Raw genomic sequence first — 23,804 nt, 5'->3', positions numbered from 1 at the left:
AAGGATTAGCACGCTATCTGACGTTCTACAACCAGACCAGGCCGCACCAGGCGCTTGACGGCCACACACCCGATGGAGTGTACTTTGACCACCTACCGACACAGCACACCGCTGCATAGGTAGAACACCGCCAGGCTCCACCTAAGAAAGAAAACATTCTGTCTAACCAACCGGGGCCACCTCTCACTTCTCAGCATATAGGACCAGATAGAGTGTGCAATTGGAATCTTCATTCCAACTGGCAGCACGTAGGAAGGTTACTCTCAATTTATTCCTGACTGGCCAGATTTCACCCAGATCTCCTTGTTGACCCGCTATCAGTCGGCTCGTTAAGATGCGGCCCCTATGACTACTTATCGTGATGCCGGAGTTGATATCGATGCCGGCGATGAATTCGTCGAACGAATCAAGCCGCATGTGCGGGCCACGTTTCGCCCTGAGGTGATGACCGATCTGGGCGGCTTCGGCGGCCTCTTCCGCTTCCAGGCTAATCGTTATCAGGATCCGGTGCTCGTGTCGGGGACGGATGGCGTCGGGACGAAGCTGAAGATCGCCTTCCTGATGGATAAACATGACACGGTCGGCATCGATCTGGTGGCCATGTGCGTCAATGATATCGCGGTGAGCGGCGCGGAGCCATTGTTCTTCCTCGATTATTTTGCCACCGGCAAACTGTCCATCGCGACGGCGGCGGCGGTGGTGAAGGGGATTTCCGATGGCTGCCGTCAAGCCGGATGCGCGTTGATCGGCGGCGAAACGGCCGAGATGCCTTCCTTTTACGGTGAAGGTGAATACGATCTGGCCGGATTTGCCGTGGGCGTGGTCGATCGGCCGAAGATCATCGACGGCAAACAGATTGTTCCGGGTGATGTCGTCATCGGGTTGGCATCCAGCGGCGTGCACAGCAACGGCTTTTCGCTCGTGCGGAAGGTGTTGCTGGAGCGAAGCCGGTTGACCGTTGAAACGGTCGTGCCGGAATTGGGCGGGGTGCTTGGCGAGACCTTGCTAACTCCCACGCGGATTTACGCCAAGCAGGTGCTGTCGCTGATGGAATGCTGTCCCATCAAGGGTATTGCCCATATCACCGGCGGAGGGATCACCGATAATCTACCGCGGGTTTTTCCGGCGCGATGCGGCGCGCGGATTCGCCGCGGGTCCTGGCCGGTGCTACCGATTTTCGAGGCAATTCAGGCGCGCGGATCGGTGCCTCTGGATGAAATGTACCGCGTCTTCAATATGGGCATCGGCCTCATCCTGGTGGTGGCTCCCGACCATGCCGACCGGGTGATGGCGAAGGCTCGCGAGTTAGGGGAGCAGGCCTACCACATCGGGGAGATGGCCGCCCAGCAGACCGAAGAAGGGGTGGTCGAGTATGGCGGCTAAAGCCCCTCGGCTGGTGCGGCTCGGTGTATTGGCCTCTGGACGGGGATCCAATCTGCAGGCAATCATCGAGGCGATCGAGAAACAGGCGCTCTCGGCCGAGATCGCGGTGGTGCTCAGCAACAAGCAGGATGCCGCTGCGCTTGAACGGGCTCGCACACATGGCGCGCCTGCGGTCTGGCTCGATCCCAAGCCCTTCGCGGGACGACCGGATAGTCGCGAGGCCTATGATCGGGCCGTTTTTGAAGTCCTGCAGAAGCATGAAGTGGATCTGGTGCTGTTGGCGGGATACATGAAGATCGTCACAGCGGTGCTGGTCTCGGCCTATGAGAACCGGATGATGAACATCCATCCTTCACTGCTTCCGTCGTTTCCAGGGCTGGATGTGCAGAAAAAGGCCATCGAGCACGGCTGCAAAATTGCCGGGTGCACGGTGCATTTCGTCACGGAGGGTGTAGACGAGGGGCCGATCATCATTCAGGCGGCCGTGCCGATTGCCGAAGGGGATACGGCGGAGACCTTAGCCGCTCGTATCTTGGAGTATGAACACCGTATCTATCCGCGAGCCATCCAATTGTATGCGGAAGGCCGGTTGCGAGTGGAGGGGCGGCGGGTGGTGGTGGCGGAGCCTCCTGCGTCAGCGGCCGGTTTCTACTATCCGTGATGGAATACCGCGCGGATTCTTCACGGCAACTTCATCTAGAGACTGACGCGCCGGTTGTGTATAATGCCGCCTAAGTTGTGGGGGGCTAGCTCAGTTGGGAGAGCACTACGTTCGCAACGTAGGGGTCGGGGGTTCAACTCCCCTGCCCTCCACCACTTCTTCCTCGTTCACAGAAGCCATTCTGGCTCGTGAGTTCAATATCGTACATCCGCTAAGAGCGCCTTCTTCCTAGCCTTCTCATGATAACGTGATGCGTTGATGGCATCAGTGCCTTCCCGCTCGTTATGCGTATCAGCAAGTGATCGACCTGTGGCTTCGCCCACGTTCCTCACGAGCCTCACGGGGTGGGCCGGTATCCCGTACACAGTCCCCCCCTGGCGAGTATTCTGTCACGGCAAGCCGGAGACCGCTACCGCGTGCGTGCCATGGTGCCGTTCGATGGCTCACGAGAGAAAACTCTTCAGGTCGAGACGACCGCCTTTTAGGACTCATCCCTTCGAATCGAAAGAGTCGCCTCGCTCCTCTCTCGGCTCAATCCTCGCAGCGTATGCGGCCGTTGAGATCGTTATGATTTCAAATATTTACGTCGTGGTTCCGAGGCGGGGTTGCACGTCGGTATTCTCCGACAGACCCCCTCTCCATGCATTGGGGTGGTACACAACCAGGGATCTTCCTAATCCACCTTGCGGATAGATTCGGATATCCTTGCCACATGTTGAACGGAAAATTTATCGCAACCTACCCCTTTCCAGCAGGGGCGAGACTCTCGAAAAAAGCACCACACGCGCATCATTGGGTGTCCGACAATAGTCCGGGCCAGATTGAATTTGAACGGTGGACCTGTGCGTTATGCGGCCAAAAGCGGATACGGCTCACCGCAGCAGGTGAGCCTGTACTCGTGCGGGACTGGCTCAAGTCAGAAGTGGTGGAGATCGGGTTTGCCTAGCCTGCCTTATTCATGACGGTTTGTCATGAATAAGGCAGGCTAGATGGTGTGACGGAGCGGCCGTTGATTCTTGCGGTGGCTTTCGTGCGAGATTAACTGAGCGAGAGACTGCTCTTGCCCCTACAGTGATGACCTCTTTTTACGGACCCCTGCGGATCGGTGTCTCCTGTACGCGCAGATGAGACCGAGCCTTGGTCAATCCCAGCACATCCACATCGCCCGCTCAGGAATTACGTGATCAACAAATGCTCGAGGGCATAACGCACGAGGCCAGCATTGCTGGCCAATGCCAGTTTGGTCAGCACACGGGTTCTGTAGGTGCTCACCGTGGCGGCGCTAATAAACTGTATGCTGGCGATTTCCTTGACCGATTTTCCAGTCGCCAGCATTTGGGAAATTTGGAGTTCCCTGTTCGAGAGGATCTGATGAAGCTCTGCGGATGGATGGGATCCGGCACACACAGTCTCGGCCAGGCAGTCCGCCACGGCGGGCGTCATAAATTTGTGTCCCGCGAGCAACGAGCGGATGGCCTCGATCAATAAGAAAGAGTCAGTGGTGGATTTATTCAAATACCCTCGCGCTCCCGATCGGATCATCCGCACGGCATAATGTTCCTCCGAGTGCATCGACAAGGCCAGAATGGGCATAGAAGGACGGATCCGCACGATCTCTTCCAACAACTCCGGCCAGAACTACGACCACCAGACGTACGAAGACCTCTATGGCAACCGCGGGACGTTCGCGCATAACCCGCGCATGTGCTTGAAAGGCTTCACCTTCCACGTCCGGCAACTACAAGGTCGGTATTTGGCAAGCAGTGCCCTGGTCCTGCGCGGGCGTGCACAACGCCATCGAGAAGTACCTCGTGCCCAGTCGCGAACTGTTGGCAGTGCTCCAGCTCTGGCGGGCCAGTCAGCAGATCGTGTTTCAGTACGATGTCATTCCGGGTCCAAAAGTGTTTGAAACCCAAATCCACGGGAAGCGGTTCGACATGTACAACGATACCGTGTTGGGCCTCAACAAGTCGGGCAAGGAAGTGGCGCGGATTCAGGTCGAAGAGCCGATCTACATTCGGCCGGCCGAACGCGTGAACTGGCTGTAAGACTCATACCACTGAGAGGGGGCAACCGCTCTCAGTGGTGAAAGCCCGCAGCACCACGAAGGAACCCATGCAGGAGCTTCGTGGCTTGTGTATGTTGCCCTTGCCGGGTCACTGTTGCGACGGGCCTTCGGCCGGCGGCCTCGCCCCTCGGCTCCTCACCGTCCTGCACGAGAACGCCAGGGGTCCTCTCGGCTCCGCGCGCGAGTCTCGCCACGTGACGCGACGATTTCATGACGAACCATCATGAATAAGGCGGGCGAACCATTTCCAGTGAGCTTCAGGGAGGGCAGTGGCCATTGATGTGGCCGTTGCTCCTGAAGCCGTGCAAAGCACGTGGGCTCTTCGCAGGTGGCACTGGCGTTGTTGCTAGGCCAAGTTCAGATAATCGGGAGTGATGGGGCTGCACAAAGAAGTGACGGGAAGAAACCGATGGTGAACTACTCGCGGGTGTATAGGACTTCGACGCGGCTCAAAAAATCTTTCAGCAGGGCTATGTGCCGTTCGATCAATGGCCCGTCTTGTCGCATCACGGCCTGTTCCAGGTTGTCGCCAATAGCGCTGATCTGATCGAAGCCGTATCCGCCGCCGTCGCCTTTCATCCGGTGGCCCAACATGCGGATCGTGTTCAAGTCGCCCTGCTTCAGGCAGGCCTCGATCGTCACGAGATCCCTCCGGCGATTGGCGAGGAATCCGGGGACGATGGCTTCAAGATCCGGATCGATATGGACGATGATCCTGCCTGGTCCGGTGTCAGGTTGTGGCGGCATCACTGGGCGCGTGTCTTTTCGTAGGCCGCGAGCAACTCAAGCAACGTCGTTTTCTTGAGCGGCTTGGTCATGTGGGCGTTACAACCGGCGGCGAAAATCCTCGCCGATTCTTCTTTCAGGGCCAATGCGGTCAAGGCGACAATTTGCACCGCGGGCAGGCCCTGTTCCTGCTCCCACCGTCGAATGGTGTGGGTGGCGGTCAGTCCATCCATGACCGGCATCTGCATATCCATCAGAATCAGGTCGTAGTGGCCGTTTTGAAATTTGGCAACGCCGATCTGCCCGTTGTCGGCCAGATCCAACCGATGGCTGGTGTTCTTGAGATACGATTGGATCAAGACCTGATTGTCCGGCGAATCCTCGACCAGCAGGATCCGCAGAGACCGCCCCTGGAGCGCGGCCGGGACTGGCGTAACGGGTAGGGACGGGGCCAACCCGCGCTGGCTGCGTCCCAGAGCGATGCTGATGGTTTGCTGAAGGTCGGAGCGGCGGATCGGCTTGACCAAATAGCCGCCCAGACCAAGGTCGTAGGTTTTGGCGATGTCGTCGGCCCAGCGGTCTGAGGCCAGCATGATAATCGTGAGATCGCGAAGCCGGGGATCGGCATGGATGCGTTCGATGACCTCGAATCCATCCATTCCCGGCATGCGGCAGTCCAGCAAGAGCAGGTCGAAGGGGGTGTGGGAGGTGAGCGAGGCAGCGAGGATCTCCATGGCCTGTTCTCCGCTGTCGGCTTCGACCACGGCGGCGCCCCACGCAAAGAGCGTTTCCCTCAGGATCAGCCGGTTCGTCGGGTAATCATCGACAACCAGACAGCGAACCCCGTTGAGGTTCAGCGCGCCCGCCGCCTTGGATGGCGCCGGCGCGGTTTGTATGCCCAGACGAACAGCGCAATGGAACGTACTTCCCTTGCCAAGAACGCTCTCGACCCAGATACGCCCGCCCATGAGCGCGGCGAGTTGTTGGGAAATCGATAACCCCAGCCCCGTCCCTCCATAGCGGCGAGCGATCGTGCTGTGCGCCTGCGTGAAGGTGTCGAAAATGGCCGTCATCTTGTCGTGCGGAACCCCGATGCCCGTATCGGTCACCGAAAACCGGATAGCGCCCGGCGTGGGGCAGTCCGGATCGTTGATGATGGTCATGACTACCGAGCCCTTTTCGGTGAATTTGATCGCGTTCCCAAGCAAATTCAGCAGGATTTGGTAGAGGCGGTTGGGATCACCGATAAGGCGGCACGGCACATCGTTCGCAAGGTGACAGACGAGTTCGAGGCCTTTTTCGTTGGCTCGGAGCGCCAGCATTTCGCTCGCCTTGTCGATGAGCTCCGAGAGATCAAAGTCGATGCTGTCCAGATCGAGCCGGCCGGATTCAACTTTCGAGAGGTCTAGAATATCGTTGATCAGACTGAGCAGGCTCGCTCCGGCTCGCCGGAAGATGCGGAGATACTTCCGTTGCTCCGGAGTCAGAGTCGTATCCCATAACAGATCAGCCATGCCGATGATGGCGTTCATGGGAGTCCGAATTTCGTGGCTCATGCTGGCCAGGAAATCGCTCTTGGCGCGGTTGGCCACATCGGCGGCATCTTTTGCGCGTTGCAGCTCTTCGACGCGGCGTTGCAGTTCCTTGGAGGCGCGTTCGAGCCCGCGTTCGGCTCGACGGCGCGCAGCTTGCTCGCGTTGGAGTGCCGTCTGCGGGCGGGGAGTGGCGCGAAGGGTGCGTTTGGGAGTGGTGCTTGTGGTGCGTCTGGTTTGCGGGCTGCGTTTGGCCATGTCGTCGTCCGGTCGTCTTCAGGTCATCAGGACAGCCTCGTGTCGCGAGTATGTGAAGCCGGCTCGATCGTCGCGACGGCGGGAGGCCATCAATCCTTGGGGTGATGGTGCACGAGGGACAGTACGCCGGCTTGTTTGGCGCGGTTTCGCCCTTCCTGTTTCGCTTGATAGAGGGCCTGGTCGGCCGCGCGGATCAGGTCGGTCGGGGCCGCGACGCGGCTGGGGACCGTGCTGGCAAAGCCCAAGCTGATCGTCACCGGATCTCCATTGGGATGTTTCATCTCCGCCTCGCAGACTTTCCGCCTGAGGGTATCGGCGACCTGCGCGGCGCCATCCACGGTCGTGCCGGGCAGCACGATGACGAATTCGTCGCCGCCGTACCGGGCGACCAAGTCGCCGGGACGATTGACGTGGCTGGAAATCAGCTGGGCGACCTGGCGGAGGCACTCGTCTCCGGCCTGGTGGCCATGGCTGTCATTGTAGGTTTTGAAAAAATCGATATCCAGCATGATCAGCGACAACGGGGTGGATTCGCGCGCGGCGCGGCGCCATTCTTGGTCAAGGAAGTCATCGAACTGCCGGCGGTTGGTGATGCCGGTGAGTCCGTCAAGGCAGGATAAGCGCAGGAGCATCTGGTTGGCTTCCTGCAGTTGGCGCATGACTTCGAGGAGTTCCTGTTCGCGCGCCCGGCGTCGTTCGATTTCATGGACGAGGCGGAGCACGCAACGGACACGCGTCAACAGTTCAATCTTGCTGATGGGTTTGGCGACATAATCGATGGCGCCGGCGGCAAAGGCTAATTGGAGATCGACGGGGTCGGTTTTGACCGTGACCATGATGATCGGGATGTCCCGGTAGCGTTCGACCGCCTTGATTTGCCGGCAGGCTTCGATCCCGTTGGTGGACGGCATGACGATATCCATCAGGATCAAATCCACCCGGCCGGCCATCTGTCGCATCCCGTCGAGGCCCAGCAGGCGAAATGCGGCGGCGGCGGATTCTGCCACACACGTCTCTTCGTACCCGGCGTTGGCAAGGATGGATTGGATCAACAGACGATCGTCTGTCGAGTCATCGACGATCAGGATACCCATGATCAGTGTCTCCCTGAAAGTGTGTCGTAGGCCGATGCTAACAGCTAGTCTGGGTAAACACCAGGGTAATGCTTTTTGATGCAGGGAGTGCAGAGGCCGTGGCTGAATTCCGCCTCGGAGTGCTGTTGGATATATTCTTCCAATTGTTGCCAGAAGCCTTGGTCGTTGCGGATCTTCTTGCAGGAGGCGCAGATCGGCACGAGTCCCTTCAGGACTTTCACTTCGCGCAACGCCCGTTGTAGGTCTTCATTGCTGCGGCGAAGTTCCAATTCGCGGTTTTTTCGGCAATCCATTTCCTGTTTCAGCATGAGTGCGGAATTGACCCGGGCGAGCAATTCCACGCTGTTCACGGGTTTGGTAATAAAGTCCATGGCCCCTGCGGCAAACGCTGCCTGCAGGTCGCCGAGAGCGGTCTTGGCCGTGACCACGATGATGGGAATATCCCGCACGGCGTCCAGGCTCTTGATGTGCCGTGTCGCCGCAACTCCGTCGATCCCCGGCATGAGAAAATCCATGAGAATCAAATCGACGGCATGAAGACCGTCGTGCGGCCGTGGTTGTTGAATGCCGAGCTGGTCGTAGGCCGAGGCGGCAGAGTCCGCAATGAGGAGGTCCTGGTGGCCTGCCTTGTTTAGAATGGTTTTCAGCAGCAGTTGCTGGTCCGAGGAATCGTCAACGATCAGAATGCTCATATGGCAACCTCGTCCGGCAGAGGTGGAGGAGCCGGCTCCTCGCTCGCGGAAGCATCGCTAACAGAGGAGGGGGCGGGGTCGTATCCCGTCGCCGCCGTACGTCGGATTCAGTATCGGCGGAAAGACCGAAGAGGTTAAGCCCGGTGGAAGGGCAGGTCAGCGTTGAAGGGCGGTTTTGACCAGGTCACTGACGACTTTGCCGTCTACGGATTGGCCGGCGAGACGTGCCATGACGGCTTTCATGACCTGACCCATGTCCTTCAGCGACGAGGCGCCGGATTCTTTAATCACCTGCCCAACAATGTTCGCCAGCTCGTCGGAAGAGACCGCAGCGGGAAGATAGCCCTCGATGATACTGATTTCCTGTCGCTCCTTCGCGGCCAAGTCCTGCCGATTGCCCTTCTCGAACTGCTCGGCAGCCTCCTTGCGCTGCTTGATGAGGGTGGTCATGATCCGGCTCATGCCGGCATCGTCCAGATCCTGCTTGAGTTCGACTTCCTTATATTGCACCGCGGCTTTGATCATGCGAATGACGTCCATGCGCAGCTGATCCCTGGACTTCATGGCCAATTTCAGGTCTTCGGATAAACGGTCGTGTAGCGACATCGGATTCCTTTCATCGGAGACGCGCGTCGTCGCGGAGAATAACGCCTTTACCTGGGCTAGTCAACGTGGCCGAAGCCTGTACGTTTTCATGTTGAGCGCGACGAGGCACTGTCCCATAATGCAGCGTCGGCGAGTTCTGCGACGGTTGGCATCTTAACAGGGGGAGGCGTGGAATGGGGCAGGCACGGAGCAGCGTCAATGTCGGAGGACGGGTCATCGGTCTGGTCGGCGGCATTGTTACGGCGATGGTATTAGTGGTGGGTTGCGCCAGTGAAAAGCCGAAACCGATGGCCCAACCGTCATCCGAGCAGGTCAAAGGGAGTGCGGATCGTGCGTTCGACCGCCTGAAACAGGAGGAGGGGGAGCGCAAACCGTCGGGGATGTAGGTGGCTGTGTCGGGGGCTCGACCGATCACGGAGCGACGCGCGGGTTTCTCCACGGCAGCAGTGCTATGAGAGGCTTCAGGAGGGGCATCTCCCAGACCAGATGTCCCTCTGGCGGGGAGGCGATGCATCGAGGTTCGGCGAACGTCCGTAGTAAGCTCAGGGCGATCACCAATCGCAGTCCTCCTGAGAGGCAGAAGAGAAACGGCAGGTTCGACGCCGGTGTCAGGTGCCACGAACCCAGCGAGACTGTCGCCGGCATAAGGGTGGCCACCCAGCTGCCGGTCAACGCGCCGAGCCCCCATCCGACCGCATTCATGGCATTGGCCAGCGCCACACCTCTGGTGCGCTCCTCCGGCTGCAATGAGTCGAACACGTAGTTCTGCAAACCCAGCGACAATCCCGCCCAGATGACTCCGCCGAAAAAGTTGACGATCAGCAGGAACGCATAGTGCTCGCTCAGGAGGTAGCCCATGGGTAGGAAGGGAACTGCCGAGGCGGTCAGGGCCAGCAGGGCTTTGTTGCCGTAGCGATCGCCGATCCGTCCCCAAGGTCCTAATGTCAGAAATTGGGCGGAGATACTACTCGCCATCCAACCGGCGTATTGCAGGTACGACCAGTGGAGATCCCTCAAGAGATAGATCACAAAGAACGGCCCCGATAGCATCACAGCGAAATGCATCAGTCCGGAGAAGGTTAAAAACCGGCGGAAATTGCCGCTTCCGGCATGGGCGAGAACATGCCGGAAGCCGTGCGGCGCGTCGAGTCGATGCGCCGGCATCAGCCTGGACACGTGAGTCTGGCAGGTCGTTGCCCCCATGCGCGCCGCAGCGGCGCCGAGGAAGATGACGAGGAAGCCGATCCAACTCATGTTCCATCGTTGCCCAAGTGTCAGGATTGCTCCCGCCAGCCCTAAGGCTAGAAAACTGGTGAGTGCCGTCGTACGGGCACGCCGGGCAAAATAGGCGCCGCGGCTGTCGGCTTCTGCCACGTCGACCAATAAGCTGTGCCAAACCGGGGCGGTCACATGACCGAAGCCGAAATAGAGCATGGCGCAGCCGATCAACAGCCATGGGCCATGTTCCGGAGCGATCAGCGGCAGCAACAGGATCGGGAGCCAGCAAGAGGCCTGGGCCCAACCTCCGGCAATGAGGAGGCGGCCGGGCAGGCGGAGATATTGAAGCACCTTCACTGATGCGAGTTGTGCCAGCACTCCGACCAATTGAGGCAGGGCGGACAAAATGGCGATGTGAAATGGAGAGGCCTGCAGGAGCAGGGCGAACGCCGAGAAATAGGTCTCCCCGCCGCCCTGTGCCGCAGCCTGGCAGGCCGCATCGCGGACGCCGTATTGCTGACTCCTCGCTTTGGCCTCGTGCTCCGATGTCTCAGTCTTATCCGGCAGGGGAACCTGCTGAGAGGATACTGGCGCGCGGGCGGGAGTCATTGAGTGATTCATGAGGCCTTACGCAAGAACGAGGGCCCGGTGCAGTGATGTCTGTCGTGAATGAGTGGCATTATATCAGAGCCGACTGAATTGCCTCGGTTTTGATCAAATCCTGCAGGCCCGTTGACCCTTCTTGCTCGCAGTGAGTACGATATCCATATGGATGCTTGGGTTTCACGACGAGCGGTTGGCTTCATCGGCCGGCGCGGGACGCCATGCTCCCTACCACTGGCGATCGCTCTCTGTGTCACGTCGATCGTGGGATGGTGGCAAACGGATGCCGAAGCACGCGACCTGATGGTTCCAAAGGAGCAGGTCACGACGGAGTTCGAACCGACCGAAACCCCGTCATTGGATGTGCAGCAGAAGGGAGTTCCTCAATCGCTGTTCACCTGGATCAAGATGGCGCGGGGGTATGAAGTTGAATGGGATACCTTCGGACGAAAGGGGTGGTTTACTCAAGATCCTCGTCTCAAGCCGATTGCTCCGGGTACGACCGTCTTTGCTCCTGACACTCCGGCTGTGTACATCGTGTTTGAAGTCGCGCCGCTTGAAGATCCGGCCCAGTTTGCCGCTCAGGTGTTTGCCGTCGGGGCAGACGGGAAAACCGGCGACGCAGTGATCGTGCAGGATAGCCTGGAGGTACCGGGCCATGAACGGTATGGTTTTCTGGAGTTGAAGAAACCGTCGTTGCTGTGGCCGCAAGGAAAGTATCTGGTCAAAATCTACATCACGTCGCTCGGGCAGCAACCGTTCCATGCGGTGAACCAAGTGGGAACGATGCGGTTTGCGGTGACCGATCAGCCTTCCAGGGATGTTGCGCCGACAGTGCCCGATTCTCCCTCCCGTTGAATATGTTCCCCTGCTTAGTCTAACGTTCGTCTGCCGTGCCCGCTCATGCGGGAGTGTGAATGATGATCATCGCGAGGACAGGGGCATGAAGGAAACCGATCCGGAGAAATTAACGCTGTTGTATGAACGGTTTTGTGATGTGTGTTTGGTCGAGAAGGAAGTGTGGACCGAAATTTATATGCCGCGCACGTTCAAGGACGGCGCCGCGGTCCGCACGAATATTCAGGACCGGTATGACGTGGTCATCGACGACCGGGGCGTGGAGGATGCCTTGGAGGCGAATATTCCTCTTGGGAAGGCCGCATTGGGTGCGGCCATCCAAGAGTATCGATCACATATTACCTTCGAGAAAAAGACCTGAACGGGCTCACGGTTTGGCCAGGAAACGCTCGACGTCTTTCACGACCTGGTCAGCCACCGGTTTCGTGCCGTGATGATAGCGAGCAACGACATTTCCTGAACGATCGACCAGATACTTCTGAAAGTTCCATTCCACCTCGCCGGGGAACGGGCTTTGTTCGGTAAGATAGCGATAGAGGGGATGTTTGTCACCGCCCTTGACGCTGATTTTGCTGAAGAGCGGGAAGCCGACACTATACTTGGTCAGGCAGAATCCCTTGATCTCTTCATTGCTGCCCGGCTCCTGCTGGCCGAAATTATTAGCCGGGAAAGCCAGAATCTCGAACCCCTTGTCCTTATAGGTCTCGTATATCGTTTCAAGGTCGGCGTATTGCGGGGTGTTGCCGCACAAGCTGGCGGTATTAACCAGCATGACGACCTTTCCTTTGTATTGCTTCAATGAGACCGGTTTCCCATCGATATCATTCAACGTGAAATCGTACACGGTTGATGCGTTTGCAGCCATGCGTGTCGCTCCCTGTTCCGCCGCATCCACCGGACCAAGCCCTATTGCGATGGCGCCAAGCCCGAGACCCGCGATGAGCCCGAGAGCCAGTACCTTCCATGAACAAGTCGGTCGATGGATCGGCATAGAAAGACTCCTTGTTATAAACGTTCCAACGCCGCAACCCGTTCCTCGATCGGAGGGTGGGTCGCCAGCAGGTGCATGAAGCCGGAGCTGTTGCCTGAAATCTTCATGGTAGCCAAGGCATCTTGAGTTGAATACTCGAATTGGGCCCGGTTCACCCAACGGTCAATGGCCTGCAGCGCCTTGATCATTGACTCTTTGCCGTACACCTTCGCTGAGAATGCATCCGCGGCATATTCCCGGCGGCGGGAGTGCCAGCTGACTACCACCATGGCCAGGATCGAGAGCACGATCTGCAAGAACAGATAGACCACGAAGCCCAAAATCGGACTGCCGCTCTGACCTTCCTCGCGGTCGCCCTGCGGTTGCGCCACCATCTGGTACACAAAATTGCTGATGTAGTGCACGAAGGTGTTCATCAAGCCGGCGAGCACTGTGGTGGAAAACATGTCGCCGTTGAAGACATGACCCATCTCGTGGGCGAGCACAGCCTTCACCTCGTCTTCGCGCAGATTGGCCAACAAGCCGGTCGAGACCGCCACCATCGCATTGTTCTTGCTCGGCCCCGTGGCAAAGGCATTCGGGTCCGGCGAGTCATAGACCCACACTTCCGGCATGGTGATATGGAGGCGTTCCGCAATCTCGCGAACGGAGCCATAGATGACGTGTTCCGCTTGTGTGCGGGGCTGCGTGATCTGCGTGCAATCCAGCATGGCGCGAGCCATTTGTTTGGAAAACAGCAGGCTGATGAACGCGCCGCCGAAGCCGATGACCAACGACCAGACCAGTAATTCCTGACTAAAGGCGCCGCGAACATCGATGCCGAACGCGGGCAGGACCATGTTCACCAGCACTCTGACGGTAATCGACAGCGTGAGGTAAATGAGAATGTTCGAAATAATCAGCAGCCCGATACCCTTCAACGACTTCATATCTGTCCTCCTTGGAGGTTCGTCCTTCTACCACGGAGAGGACCAAACCTTGGATGTCATTATACCGGATGCCCGGGCCGTTTGGTGGTCCCTTGGGCAGGGGAGCCAGGATGCGTCCCGGTGTTCAGAGATAATACCAGGTTTGATGTCAGTCAAGTCGGTTGAATATAGGGCGACGGTGTGACAGGGCGTGGTCCGGCACCCGGACAGGTATCTATCGGCGGACCTGCAGCCGGTTGACCGATTCTCCACCCTTCTGCTACAAACTGCGCCATGCGTAGAGGTCTCTTGTTACTCCGTCTGGGTATTCTGGGTACGGCCGGATTATGCAGCATCGCAGGTCCGACCGCTGGTATTGGAGCTGAGCAGGCGCCGCAGGTTCCTCCGCTCCGAGTGCCGGTTGACCAAGCGGACGGAATTCAACGGGCGACGGTGATTCTGGACAGCTACTCCTACACTCCGCGGCACTTGATCGTGCAGTCCGGGAAACCCGTTGAACTGCTCTTGACCAGTATCACCACGATCACGCCACACAATTTTGTGTTACGGGATGAGGCAGCCGGGATCTCGATCGAACGGGATGTGAGCGCCGGTAAAACCGTGACCGTGCAATTTACGCCATCCAAGCCGGGCACCTATTCCTTCTATTGCGACAAGAAACTCCTCTTTTTCCCAAGTCACCGGGAGAAAGGCATGGAGGGGACACTCGAAGTCCGATAAGCAGGGTGCGCCACGAGTAATCAGCCCTCCCAGCACGAACTCCTTCACGTCATTCTCAAGCAGGTATCCCGTTCCTTTTACCTGACGCTGAATGTCCTGCCGCCGGATGTGCGCGACGAGATGGGGTTGGCCTATCTGTTCGCGCGTGCGGCCGATACGATTGCCGACACCGACCTGATCGGTCGGGAGCAGCGACTTCACCACCTCAACATGTTCCGCGCCCAGTTCAGCGGCGACGACGTTCAACCGCAAGCCGTGCAGGCGATTCAGGCGGGCCTCCTGCCGCACCAGACTGATTCTGCTGAGCGCGTGCTCTTGGAGCGATTGCCGGATTGTTTCGCGCTGTACCGGCAGTTTGATCATGGGGATCGCGAGCGTATCAGCTGGCTGATGGAGGTGCTGCCGAAGGGAATGGAAATGGACCTGACCAGGTTTCCCGGTTCATCGGCCCAAGACCTCTCAGCGCTGGAGCGTCCGCAAGAATTGGATCAGTATACCTACTACGTGGCAGGGTGCGTGGGGGAATTCTGGACCCGCATGGTCTGCGCGCATCGGCCTGCCATGGCGCATTGGGATGTCGACCGGATGTCTGCGATCGGCGTCCGCTTCGGCAAGGGGTTACAGCTCACGAACATTGTGAAGGATCTCGCTCGCGATCTCCAGAACGGCCGGTGCTATGTGCCGACGCAGTGGCTAGATGAGCTTGGGCTCAAACCGAGGGATTTGCTCAAACCGGAAAGCCTGCCGGCCTTTCGGCCGATTCTGCTGCGCATGATCCGTCAGGCCGTGGAACATTTAGACCAGGGCTGGCTCTATACCCTGGCGTTGCCCCGGTTAGAGATCCGGCAGCGACTCGCTTGCATGTGGCCGATTCTGCTGGCCGGCGAAACGCTCACACGCGTGGCCACAGCGCCGGATCTTCTCGATCCAACCGTCAACGTCAAAGCCCCGCGTTCGGTGGTCTATCGAGTGATGGCCCTCACCACACTCACCGGCGCCTGTGGCTATGTCGGCACCGCCTACTGGGGGCGTCTGCGGAAGCAGATCATGTAGACATGCAAGGATGCGTAGTTTGATGCGTATGCCTGTTGGTTGCAGCCGGGGAAGGTGACGATTCTGCGCGCGTCCAACGAGGGCATCTAGAGGCTCGCGCGTTGCACGAGCACAAGAGATCTGCCAGGGGACCCCGCCTACTTCTTCTGCGGCTCTAACAACTTCTCGCCCTTTTTGAATACGGCATAGATCGCTTGGGAAGGGCAGGCATCCAGACAGAGCCGGCAGCTTTCCAGGCAGCGGGAGGGGTCGAATTTGTAGGGTGGGGTCGACAGCCAGGCACTGGTCGGGCAAATGGGGACACAAATGGCCTGGTGAGTGCAGCGATCGGGATGACGGACAAGGTGGTCGCGGATAACCAGCATCGGTTTCACTCCTTCGAAGAGACCTTGCGAAAAGATCTCGAACATGTTTTTTTGCGGGAGGCTGCTCACTTCCACTCCTTGACCAGCTGTGCCAGCCGGTCTTTCAATTCCGGGATCTGTTCCACATTATTTTGAATCGCGCCAAGAATATTTTCGAGGCGCGCGGTGCGTTGCGCGTCCTGGTCTTTCTTGCGCAGGCGGTCATATCCGGCATAGGCCTCAGGGTGTTTCGGCTCAAGATATTCTCGGCCCGCCTGCAGGGCTTCTCCCAACTCGTAGGGTTCTGCGCTCAGGAGTGGAACCACCACAAAAGATCCGTCGGTGCAAATGAGCGCTGCGGAACCTGTCTTGCTCTTGAGCGGCAAGACGACGTCCACGGTTTTTCCAACTAGCTGATCCCAGCTGCGGAGCAAACCGGGAAACGCCTTCATGTAGGCCACCTTTTCCATGTTGGCCTTCCATTTGTCATCGGCGGGCATACAGATCTCGCGATACGGTGGATGGACCGACTCAAGGTTTCAGCGGAGAGAGGTGGAGAGGTCTTGCCTGATCGGGCATGAGGAGTCGTTCGACCGGCTCTCCTTTCACGATATGACGCTCCATGATTTCCTTCACGTCGGCCTCGGACTTGACCCGGTACCAGATGCCTTCGGGATAGACCACCACGCTGGGCCCTTGGGCGCAATAATCGAGGCAGCCGGCCTTATTCGCCCGTACGACTCCCTTCAAGTTGAGCCGCTTGGCTTCTTGCTTAAAGCAGGCATGCAGCGCTTCGGAGCCGAGTTTGGAGCAGCTGCCGCGAGGATCATCAGGCTCGCGTTTGTTGGTGCATACAAAAATATGTCGTTGATAGCCGGTCATCGTGAAAATGTCCGTATTGGTCCATTCAATTGGTGCCTGCGAGCTCAGGTGCCTGCGTGGAACTGGTCGATCAATTGTTTCACCTCCGCCGCGTTCAGGAGCGACGACCCGTTAGCCTGAGTGTCGGCAATGGCGCCGATTTCCCGGAGGCGTAACTGCGCGTGTTGTTTCGCTTCAGGTTCCGAAAGCGCGGAGGCCTGGCCCTTGCTCAATTTATCGAATTCCATCCGGATATCGCGAAAATCGCGCTGCAGGTTTTTCATCATGGAGCAGGGTTCACAATACCATTTTGGGCTTTGGTCCGAAGAAGGCGACAACCGATCATAGGTGCGTCCGAAAAAATCTTTGCCCAGCGACAATTTCATCAACGGGGTACCTGTGGTATTGCAGGCATTACAGGATCCGGCATCCATGCGCGAAGTGCTCCTGGTTAAGGGAAAAGAACCAAAGAGATGGAATCTTACCGCACTGATCTTTCACGTAGCAAGGTGGCGGAGCGGATCGCGCCTATCCAGGCCCGGTCCGATGTATACTGCAAAGAGGAGCGGGCACGAGGCGGAGGGGCGAGGAGGCGCGCATGCTGATCGGAGTTCCAAAAGAGGTGAAGGATTTCGAATATCGTGTGAGTGTGACGCCGGACGGCGTGCGCCTGTTGCGACAGCACGGCCATCAGGTGCTGGTGGAACCTTCGGCCGGGCAGGGAAGCGGATGTCCCGACGAGGCCTATCGGCATGCCGGCGCTGAGGTTGTCGCCTCGAAGGAAGAGGTGTTTAAACGGGCCGAACTGATCGTGAAAGTGAAGGAGCCCCAGCTATCCGAGTGTGCGTTGTTCCGGCCCGGTCAGGTGTTGTTTACCTATCTGCACCTCGCGTCCTTGCCGGATTTGACCAAGGCGTTGATGGCGGCAGGGATCACGGCTATTGCCTATGAAACCGTCGAAGCGAAAGATCATAGCTTGCCGATGCTGCGGCCGATGAGCGAGATCGCCGGGCGGTTGTCCGTACAAGTGGGGGCGCACTACCTCGGGACAGTGCAAGGGGGGCGCGGGGTCTTGTTGGCCGGAGTGCCCGGAGTCTTGCCGGGCCATGTCGTGGTGATCGGCGCGGGCGTCGTGGGAACGTCGGCCGTTCGAATCGCCGTCGGGATGGGCGCCCGGGTCACAGTGATCAATCTGGATTTGGATCGATTGCGCGTACTCGATGATTTGTATGGCGGCCGCATTGCCACCTGTGCGGCGACTGAATCGGCCATCGAACGAGCCGTCATGCAGGCCGACCTGGTCATTGGGGCCGTGTTGGTGCCGGGGGCCCGCGCGCCAAGAGTGATCTCGCGCAGTCTTGTGGCAAAGATGCAGGCCGGATCCGTCATCGTGGACGTCGCTGTCGATCAGGGCGGGTGCTGCGAAACCACCAGGCCCACGACACATTCGGATCCTGTCTACAGGGTGGACGGGGTCGTGCATTACTGCGTCACCAACATGCCGGGCATTGTCCCGCACACCTCCACGCGAGCGTTGACCAACGTGACCCTCCCCTATATTGTGCGGCTCGCGTCGGACGGGGTTGGACACGCCATTCAGTCCGACCCCGGCATTGCGAAGGGTGTGAATGTGATGAATGGGAAGATTACGTGCCAAGCGGTGGCTGAATCTCACGGCTTGCGTTTTACCCCTCTGTTGTAAGACAATCCGGCTTCCGTTTTTCGGATCTGCCCGGTCGGGGCGTAGCGCAGCCCGGTAGCGCACTGCGTTCGGGACGCAGGGGTCGGAGGTTCAAATCCTCTCGCCCCGACCAAACACCACTTCGAGGCCCCCCGGGCCTTCCATTCATTCAGGCAGCGGGATCACACCTCCAATAGTCGTTTCCCTACAATGGATGGCCACAGGTCCTGTGCCTGTCGTCGCTCTTTCTTTCCATGCAGCCGCTTTGAGCACAACGGCGGACGCCGACAACTTGGCGACTTGCGTCGTGCGACGGGCTTCATCATCAACGCGTGTCCGCTCGTCGAAGTTCGGGGTCGACATAAGCGCTCATGGTTTGCTACGTACCTGCCGATAAGGTAGGTGTATGAGCCTGCGAGCGCCGCGTAAAGTTGCAAATCGCGTGACGACCTGTAGCCCCTATGAGAGTATTCGGTGCTAGGCGGAGCTATCGCGCTGCGCCAACATGCTGGCAGTGAGGACGTGCTGACACGATGACGGATATCGGCGAATCCGTGCGCGCGCGAATTCTGGTGAGTGGTCGGGTGCAGGGAGTCGGCTACCGGGCCTTCACCTGCCGCATGGCGGCTGCCCGCGGACTGACCGGGGGAGTGGAAAATCTCGACAGCGGTCAAGTGGCGGTGGATGTGGAAGGTGGACGGGCGGTTCTGGAGGAGTTCCTGGCAGATCTTAAAAAAGGGCCGGTCGGGGCGCGTGTGACCCAGATACAGGTGGAGTGGGGCAATGCCACGGGCCGGTATCACGATTTTACGATCCGGTAGTAGGTGACGACGTTATGGCTCGACGTGCAACTGTGCGACAGGATACCGAGGTAACTGCGCCGGTCTCGACCCGCCGCCCGCGTGCTGCGCGCGCGGAAGAGGATGAGGATGCGGAGTCGCACGGCCTCGCCGAGTCGGAGGACTCCGGTGGAGAAATCCGCCAGGCAGAATCCGGGCGTGCGGAAGGCCTCGACACCATCAAGAGTTATCTGCGCGAAGTCCGCAAGTCGACCCTGTTGAACTTCAAACAGGAACAATCTCTGGGCAAACGCGTGATGGCCGGTGACGAAGCGGCTCGACAGGAGATGATCGAGGCGAATCTCCGGCTGGTCATCAGTATCGGAAAGCGATACATGAATCGCGGCTTCCCGTTTGCCGATATCGTTGAAGAAGGCAATCTGGGCCTGATCAAGGCCGTGGAAAAATTTAACTACAAACGCGGATTCCGCTTCAGCACCTATGCGTCCTGGTGGATTCGCCAGTATATCGAGCGAGCCATCATCAACCAGGGCAAACTTGTCCGGTTGCCGGTTCATGTGGTTGAACGGCTGAACCGGTATCTCGGTAAGGTCGAGCAGTTGGTCCATGAGCTCGGCCGGGAACCACGGGCCGAGGAAGTCGCGGCCAAGTTGAAAACCAGCGTGGCGGAGGTGGACGATCTGAAACAGCTGGTTCGCACCACCTGTTCGCTCGACAGCCCGATCAGCGACCGGCAGGACACTTTCTTGCGGGACGTGATTGAGGATCCGCTCTGTCTCACGCCTGCGGACACCACCGAAGGGGTGATGCGACGGGCCGAACTCATGGCCTGGGTCAATGAGTTGCCCGAAAAGGAGCGCACGGTGATTTTGGCGCGGTTTGGACTTGACGGCGCCGAGTCGCGAACGTTAGAAGAGATCGGCCAGGAGATGGGGCTGACTCGCGAACGAGTCCGCCAAATCGAAACCGCCGCCCTTGCAAGGCTCCGCGGGATTATTGAACGGAAAACCATGAAGCGGGCGGATCTTTTATGAGAACGTCCCGGTGTGATCGTGCCTATGAACTACAAGTCCCTCATCCGAGAAGTTCCCGACTTTCCTAAGCCCGGCATCCTCTTCTACGACATCACCACTCTCCTGAAAGATCCGCAGGCCTTTCGCGCCATCGCCGATGAGCTGGCCGCTCGTTACGAGGGACAGGGCATTGCGAAGGTCATCGGGATCGAGTCGCGCGGGTTTATCCTCGGCGGTACGCTGGCGGCCCGACTTGGCGCCGGGTTCGTTCCGGTGAGAAAGCCCGGCAAATTGCCCGCCGACATTTATGAGGTGCAATACAATCTGGAATATGGCTCCAGCGTGCTGGCGATTCATCGAGATGCCGTATCGCCTGGAGAGCGCGTCCTGATCGTGGACGATCTGCTGGCCACGGGCGGCACGGCCGCGGCGACTGTCGACTTGGTCGGTCAACTCGGCGGGGAGATTGCAGGATTGGACTTTCTCATCGAGCTGAAAGGCCTGAATGGGCGAGCCCGGCTGACAGGGCATAATGTGCACTCCATGATCGTCTATCCGTAGTCCCCAAGATCTTGGGGACGCGGGTACTTGTCAAACGATCTATAGCGTGATATACCTGCCGAACTTTTTCGCCCTGCACTCATCACGAAAGGGTATGAGCCTCTATGGCGACGAAAGTCGGCGCGAAGAAAAAAACACCAACGACGAAAGCCAAAGCCATCGCTCCTGAAAAGCCCGTGAAGAAAGAGCGGCCGGCTCCTGTCACAACTATGACTGAAAAAGACGAAGATAGCGTAGCCGCACGCGTTGTAGCCGCGCTCACGCTTAAGGAAACGCCGAAGGAAAAAGAAGAACGCCAGCGCCGGCGGGAAGTCCTGCAGCGGATGCTGCTCGGCAAGCGCCAGGAGATCATGCGCGAGATCGAAGGTAACCTCGGCCAGTCGCTGACGGAAGATCAGCAGCGCCGTTTGGAATCGGCCCGCGACGTGGGTGATCAAGCTCTCATGGACCTGGATCGCGAGCTCGGCATTTCCCTGATGGAGATGCGGAACCGGAAGCGCCAGGCGATCGATGAGGCGCTGACGCGGCTCAGCGAAGGGACCTACGGTATTTGTGCGGAATGCGGCATCGAAGTTAGTGAGAAGCGCTTAGAGGCGGTGCCGTTCGCCAAATTGTGCGTTCAATGTCAATCTCGCCAGGAACTCCTCGAGAAGATTGAGAAGGAAGAGGATCGGGACTAGCCGACAGGTTGGTCTCGTTCCGTTCCCTTCGCATGCGTGCATAGTGCATCAAAATGAGCAGCTGGCCGCTCGTTTTCCCGGGACCGGCATCGCGACTCTGCTTCATTCTTTCCTGTGTCTATGATTTCTTCCCGTCCGAACGCAGTAGTTTTGTTGAGCGGAGGATTGGATTCCACCGTGACGGCAGCGATCGCCCAACATGACGGGTATCGCATTCACTGCATGACGGTCTCCTACGGACAGCGTCACCACGTGGAGGTCGAGCGCGCCCGCGCCGTCGCTGAGAGGTTGGAGGCTGCCGGCCATGTCGTCGTCACGGTTGATCTGCGGGCAATCGGCGGGTCGGCCATCACGGCGGATGTGGAGGTGCCTAAAGACCGCACGCAAGATGAACGCGCAGGGAACATTCCAGTCACCTATGTTCCGGCCCGCAATACTATCTTCCTCTCGCTAGCCCTGGCGTATGCGGAAACGGTGAGTGCCTCGGCCATCTACTTCGGTGCAAACGTCCTGGACTATTCGGGATACCCGGATTGCCGGCCCGATTTTATTCGTGCGTTTGAGACAGTGGCCAGGCTTGGAACCAAGACGGGAGTGGAGGGGCAAGGAGTGGAAGTCCGCGCGCCTTTGCTGATGCTGTCCAAGGCAGCCATCGTGCGGCGTGGGCAGGAGCTGAATGTCCCATTCGAACTGACGCACAGTTGTTACGATCCCGGTGCCGAGGGTGTTGCCTGCGGCCGGTGCGACAGTTGCCGGATTCGGCGTGAAGGTTTTCGACTGGCGGGTGTTGTGGATCCGGTCCCCTATGCGATACTCTAACGAACGGTTGGCGCGGTTGCACACGCGTCAGGAGAGATGTGTTCATGACCCCTGAAGAATTTTTCATGTATTTGATCATCGCGCTGGTGATCATGGCGCCCATCGGGGCCCGGCTCTACCGGCGGTTGACCTTGAATCGCACGACGCAGATGTTGCGTGAGCAACTGAATCAATCACAGTCCAAGTCGACGACCCCGCCGGAGCTGCCGCGATGAATCGAAATATAGTCAAGCCTCTGCAGATGAAAGCGTGGATGGCGGGAATCGGACTGGTCGCCCTTGTTGCGGCCTTCCCTGCCTGCGAATCGAACGCCACCAATCAAGATGGGGCCAAGCCGGCCGCAGGGGCCACACCAGCCGATGTGCAAGCGGGCGAGGCGAAGTTTAGCGCCAATTGCGCCGCCTGTCATGGTGTCCGCGCGGTCGGAACCAAACAGGGCCCTCCGCTGGTCCACAAGATTTATGAACCGAACCATCATGCCGATATGGCGTTCCAGCGCGCGGCGGAAAATGGCGTCAGGGCCCACCATTGGGAGTTCGGGAATATGCCGAAAATCGAAGGGGTGACGTCGGCCGATGTGGAGCAGATTATTCGGTACGTACGATGGCTGCAACGCGAGGCGGGAATTTACTAGCCGGCCCTCTGTCCGTTCGCTTGAGCTTCCTCTCTCTTCCCCGTCACTGCGTCAGTCCCATGCCTCGTTTGACAACCTTCGCGTGCGGTTCGTAAGGTATTCGCATAGCAAAATATGGTCGTAGAGATACTCGGGAAGGGAATTCGGCTCGTTAGTCAGACCTTTCACAGGAGGAACCTATGAGACAGGGAGCCTGGTCCGTGCTGGGGATCATGGGAGCGATGCTGGTGACCTCAGGCTGTGTGGCGATCGAGGCCGGCCACGAGGGGGTCATGGTGGAACAGCCGTTTTTCTTCGGCCACGGCGGGGTTGATCCGGCGCCGACCAAAACCGGCCGGGTGTGGGTGGCGCCCACGACCAAGGTGATCGAGGTGGACGTCCGGCCCTTACAGTATTCGGAGCATTTCGACATCATTTCCGCAGAAAACGCCCCGGTGTCGTTCGATGCATTCCTGATTGCCAACGTCGTCGAAGGGCGGACTCCGGAACTCATCGGCCGATACGGCACCACCTGGTATCAGAATAATGTGAAGGAAGCGTTTCGCACCTTTGTCCGGGAAGAAGTACAACGATACCCGCTCTTTCAGTTGACGACCGATCCGACAACCAGGACGAAACTGCAGGATGCCATTGCGCGCGAGGTTCAGAATAAACTCATCGATAAACAGAATATGCCGATTCGACTCAATCGTGTGGTCGTCGGCAGTATCCTTCCCCCGAAGGGCGTGGTCGAACAAACGACGCAAACCATCGTTCAGGAACAGCGAAAGATCACGATGGTCGAATTTCAAAAAGCCGAAGAGGCGCGTGAAAAAGCCGAAAAACAACGCGGTATCGCCGACCGCGCCTACCGGGAATCGTTGGGGTTGACCGCACCGGAGTTTGTCGATCTTCGCCGCATCGAAGTGCAGAAGGAAATCGTCCAACATGCGCCGTCGGCACTGACCGTCATTATGGGATTGGAGCGAGTCGGCATCAATATGCCGTCGTCCGGCGCGGATCGATAACGATTGGCGGCT

General features: G+C 58.6%; 30 protein-coding genes and 2 tRNA genes. 19 read left to right on the top strand and 13 right to left on the bottom strand.

Going from position 1 to position 23,804, the window contains the following annotated elements; translation table 11 throughout:
• Positions 1 to 345: 345 nt before the first annotated feature.
• The 4 genes from GDA65_17310 (at position 346) to GDA65_17295 (ending at position 2,990) form a co-directional block, all read left to right on the top strand.
• The gene (locus GDA65_17310; protein ID MBA5864443.1) at positions 346 to 1,383 is read left to right on the top strand and encodes a phosphoribosylformylglycinamidine cyclo-ligase; all 1,038 of its coding nucleotides are present in this window, start codon (positions 346 to 348) and stop codon (positions 1,381 to 1,383) included.
• On the top strand, positions 1,373 to 2,044 hold the full coding sequence (locus GDA65_17305) for a phosphoribosylglycinamide formyltransferase (protein MBA5864442.1): 672 nt from the start codon (positions 1,373 to 1,375) through the stop codon (positions 2,042 to 2,044). The genes GDA65_17310 and GDA65_17305 overlap by 11 nt, the downstream gene beginning before the upstream one ends.
• Before the next feature lie 79 nt (positions 2,045 to 2,123).
• Positions 2,124 to 2,199: transfer RNA gene (locus tag GDA65_17300), tRNA-Ala, on the top strand.
• A 557-nt stretch (positions 2,200 to 2,756) separates the two neighbouring features.
• Positions 2,757 to 2,990, top strand: a complete 234-nt coding sequence (locus GDA65_17295; GenBank protein MBA5864441.1) for a hypothetical protein — start codon at positions 2,757 to 2,759, stop codon at positions 2,988 to 2,990.
• A 230-nt stretch (positions 2,991 to 3,220) separates the two neighbouring features.
• Here the strand turns inward: GDA65_17295 and GDA65_17290 are convergent, their stop codons facing one another.
• Positions 3,221 to 3,637, bottom strand: a complete 417-nt coding sequence (locus tag GDA65_17290) for a hypothetical protein (protein MBA5864440.1) — start codon at positions 3,635 to 3,637, stop codon at positions 3,221 to 3,223.
• A gap of 218 nt (positions 3,638 to 3,855) precedes the next feature.
• Here GDA65_17290 and GDA65_17285 point away from each other — a divergent pair, with 218 nt between their 5' ends.
• Positions 3,856 to 4,092: a hypothetical protein gene (locus tag GDA65_17285; protein MBA5864439.1), complete on the top strand. Its 237-nt coding sequence runs from the start codon at positions 3,856 to 3,858 to the stop codon at positions 4,090 to 4,092.
• Between the two features lie 437 nt (positions 4,093 to 4,529).
• Here GDA65_17285 and GDA65_17280 read toward each other — a convergent pair whose 3' ends face one another.
• From GDA65_17280 to GDA65_17260, 5 genes are all read right to left on the bottom strand, one after another.
• A complete protein-coding gene (locus GDA65_17280) occupies positions 4,530 to 4,859 on the bottom strand; it encodes an Hpt domain-containing protein (protein ID MBA5864438.1) in 330 nt (109 codons plus the stop codon).
• Complete coding sequence (locus tag GDA65_17275) at positions 4,859 to 6,628, bottom strand: response regulator (GenBank protein ID MBA5864437.1); 1,770 nt, start codon at positions 6,626 to 6,628, stop codon at positions 4,859 to 4,861. The genes GDA65_17280 and GDA65_17275 overlap by 1 nt, the downstream gene beginning before the upstream one ends.
• 89 nt (positions 6,629 to 6,717) lie before the next feature.
• A complete protein-coding gene (locus GDA65_17270; protein MBA5864436.1) occupies positions 6,718 to 7,722 on the bottom strand; it encodes a diguanylate cyclase in 1,005 nt (334 codons plus the stop codon).
• Positions 7,723 to 7,766: 44 nt separating this feature from the next.
• Positions 7,767 to 8,414 carry a response regulator gene (locus tag GDA65_17265; GenBank protein ID MBA5864435.1) on the bottom strand — a complete coding sequence of 216 codons (648 nt, stop codon included), beginning with the start codon at positions 8,412 to 8,414 and terminating at the stop codon, positions 7,767 to 7,769.
• Positions 8,415 to 8,570: 156 nt separating this feature from the next.
• Positions 8,571 to 9,020, bottom strand: coding sequence for a GatB/YqeY domain-containing protein (locus GDA65_17260; protein ID MBA5864434.1), 450 nt, complete (start codon positions 9,018 to 9,020; stop codon positions 8,571 to 8,573).
• A 173-nt stretch (positions 9,021 to 9,193) separates the two neighbouring features.
• Between GDA65_17260 and GDA65_17255 the strand changes: the two genes are divergently transcribed.
• The gene (locus GDA65_17255; protein MBA5864433.1) at positions 9,194 to 9,406 is read left to right on the top strand and encodes a hypothetical protein; all 213 of its coding nucleotides are present in this window, start codon (positions 9,194 to 9,196) and stop codon (positions 9,404 to 9,406) included.
• Between the two features lie 25 nt (positions 9,407 to 9,431).
• Here GDA65_17255 and GDA65_17250 read toward each other — a convergent pair whose 3' ends face one another.
• Complete coding sequence (locus GDA65_17250; GenBank protein ID MBA5864432.1) at positions 9,432 to 10,859, bottom strand: MFS transporter; 1,428 nt, start codon at positions 10,857 to 10,859, stop codon at positions 9,432 to 9,434.
• Positions 10,860 to 11,006: 147 nt separating this feature from the next.
• Here GDA65_17250 and GDA65_17245 point away from each other — a divergent pair, with 147 nt between their 5' ends.
• Both GDA65_17245 and GDA65_17240 read left to right on the top strand, forming a co-directional pair.
• Complete coding sequence (locus tag GDA65_17245; protein MBA5864431.1) at positions 11,007 to 11,699, top strand: hypothetical protein; 693 nt, start codon at positions 11,007 to 11,009, stop codon at positions 11,697 to 11,699.
• 85 nt (positions 11,700 to 11,784) lie between these two features.
• Positions 11,785 to 12,060, top strand: a complete 276-nt coding sequence (locus GDA65_17240) for a hypothetical protein (GenBank protein MBA5864430.1) — start codon at positions 11,785 to 11,787, stop codon at positions 12,058 to 12,060.
• A gap of 6 nt (positions 12,061 to 12,066) precedes the next feature.
• Here GDA65_17240 and GDA65_17235 read toward each other — a convergent pair whose 3' ends face one another.
• Entirely contained in the window at positions 12,067 to 12,564 is a 498-nt protein-coding gene (locus tag GDA65_17235; GenBank protein MBA5864429.1) for a redoxin domain-containing protein, read from the bottom strand.
• Between the two features lie 140 nt (positions 12,565 to 12,704).
• On the bottom strand, positions 12,705 to 13,619 hold the full coding sequence (gene htpX, locus GDA65_17230; GenBank protein ID MBA5864428.1) for a protease HtpX: 915 nt from the start codon (positions 13,617 to 13,619) through the stop codon (positions 12,705 to 12,707).
• Positions 13,620 to 13,892: 273 nt separating this feature from the next.
• Between htpX and GDA65_17225 the strand changes: the two genes are divergently transcribed.
• Together GDA65_17225 and GDA65_17220 are read left to right on the top strand one after the other, a co-directional pair.
• Positions 13,893 to 14,339, top strand: a complete 447-nt coding sequence (locus GDA65_17225) for a quinol oxidase (GenBank protein MBA5864427.1) — start codon at positions 13,893 to 13,895, stop codon at positions 14,337 to 14,339.
• 51 nt (positions 14,340 to 14,390) lie between these two features.
• Positions 14,391 to 15,392 (top strand): squalene/phytoene synthase family protein, encoded by a 1,002-nt coding sequence (locus GDA65_17220; protein ID MBA5864426.1) that lies wholly within the window; start codon positions 14,391 to 14,393, stop codon positions 15,390 to 15,392.
• Positions 15,393 to 15,529: 137 nt separating this feature from the next.
• Here the strand turns inward: GDA65_17220 and GDA65_17215 are convergent, their stop codons facing one another.
• Genes GDA65_17215 through GDA65_17200 form a run of 4 tightly spaced genes read right to left on the bottom strand, consistent with a single transcriptional unit; the run spans position 15,530 to position 17,031 of the window.
• A complete protein-coding gene (locus GDA65_17215; GenBank protein ID MBA5864425.1) occupies positions 15,530 to 15,826 on the bottom strand; it encodes a hypothetical protein in 297 nt (98 codons plus the stop codon).
• Positions 15,823 to 16,236 carry a hypothetical protein gene (locus GDA65_17210; GenBank protein MBA5864424.1) on the bottom strand — a complete coding sequence of 138 codons (414 nt, stop codon included), beginning with the start codon at positions 16,234 to 16,236 and terminating at the stop codon, positions 15,823 to 15,825. The genes GDA65_17215 and GDA65_17210 overlap by 4 nt, the downstream gene beginning before the upstream one ends.
• A 31-nt stretch (positions 16,237 to 16,267) precedes the next feature.
• Positions 16,268 to 16,618: a (2Fe-2S) ferredoxin domain-containing protein gene (locus GDA65_17205; protein MBA5864423.1), complete on the bottom strand. Its 351-nt coding sequence runs from the start codon at positions 16,616 to 16,618 to the stop codon at positions 16,268 to 16,270.
• A 44-nt stretch (positions 16,619 to 16,662) separates the two neighbouring features.
• A complete protein-coding gene (locus tag GDA65_17200; GenBank protein MBA5864422.1) occupies positions 16,663 to 17,031 on the bottom strand; it encodes a hypothetical protein in 369 nt (122 codons plus the stop codon).
• A gap of 164 nt (positions 17,032 to 17,195) precedes the next feature.
• Here GDA65_17200 and ald point away from each other — a divergent pair, with 164 nt between their 5' ends.
• From ald to GDA65_17155, 9 genes are all read left to right on the top strand, one after another.
• Positions 17,196 to 18,299 (top strand): alanine dehydrogenase, encoded by a 1,104-nt coding sequence (gene ald / locus GDA65_17195; GenBank protein MBA5864421.1) that lies wholly within the window; start codon positions 17,196 to 17,198, stop codon positions 18,297 to 18,299.
• A 35-nt stretch (positions 18,300 to 18,334) separates the two neighbouring features.
• Positions 18,335 to 18,411, top strand: a tRNA-Pro gene (locus GDA65_17190).
• A gap of 400 nt (positions 18,412 to 18,811) precedes the next feature.
• Complete coding sequence (locus tag GDA65_17185; GenBank protein MBA5864420.1) at positions 18,812 to 19,099, top strand: acylphosphatase; 288 nt, start codon at positions 18,812 to 18,814, stop codon at positions 19,097 to 19,099.
• A gap of 14 nt (positions 19,100 to 19,113) precedes the next feature.
• A complete protein-coding gene (locus GDA65_17180; protein MBA5864419.1) occupies positions 19,114 to 20,112 on the top strand; it encodes a sigma-70 family RNA polymerase sigma factor in 999 nt (332 codons plus the stop codon).
• A gap of 24 nt (positions 20,113 to 20,136) precedes the next feature.
• Positions 20,137 to 20,652, top strand: coding sequence for an adenine phosphoribosyltransferase (locus tag GDA65_17175; GenBank protein MBA5864418.1), 516 nt, complete (start codon positions 20,137 to 20,139; stop codon positions 20,650 to 20,652).
• A 209-nt stretch (positions 20,653 to 20,861) separates the two neighbouring features.
• Positions 20,862 to 21,332: a transcriptional regulator, TraR/DksA family protein gene (locus GDA65_17170; GenBank protein ID MBA5864417.1), complete on the top strand. Its 471-nt coding sequence runs from the start codon at positions 20,862 to 20,864 to the stop codon at positions 21,330 to 21,332.
• Positions 21,333 to 21,452: 120 nt separating this feature from the next.
• Positions 21,453 to 22,151, top strand: coding sequence for a 7-cyano-7-deazaguanine synthase QueC (gene queC, locus GDA65_17165; GenBank protein ID MBA5864416.1), 699 nt, complete (start codon positions 21,453 to 21,455; stop codon positions 22,149 to 22,151).
• A 253-nt stretch (positions 22,152 to 22,404) separates the two neighbouring features.
• Positions 22,405 to 22,785: a c-type cytochrome gene (locus GDA65_17160; GenBank protein ID MBA5864415.1), complete on the top strand. Its 381-nt coding sequence runs from the start codon at positions 22,405 to 22,407 to the stop codon at positions 22,783 to 22,785.
• A 179-nt stretch (positions 22,786 to 22,964) separates the two neighbouring features.
• Positions 22,965 to 23,792 carry a hypothetical protein gene (locus tag GDA65_17155; protein MBA5864414.1) on the top strand — a complete coding sequence of 276 codons (828 nt, stop codon included), beginning with the start codon at positions 22,965 to 22,967 and terminating at the stop codon, positions 23,790 to 23,792.
• Positions 23,793 to 23,804 lie beyond the last annotated feature (12 nt).

Source organism: Nitrospira sp. CR1.1 (assembly GCA_014055465.1).
Taxonomy (GTDB): Bacteria; Nitrospirota; Nitrospiria; order Nitrospirales; family Nitrospiraceae; genus Nitrospira_A.
This window is presented reverse-complemented; position numbering and strand designations above follow the sequence as displayed.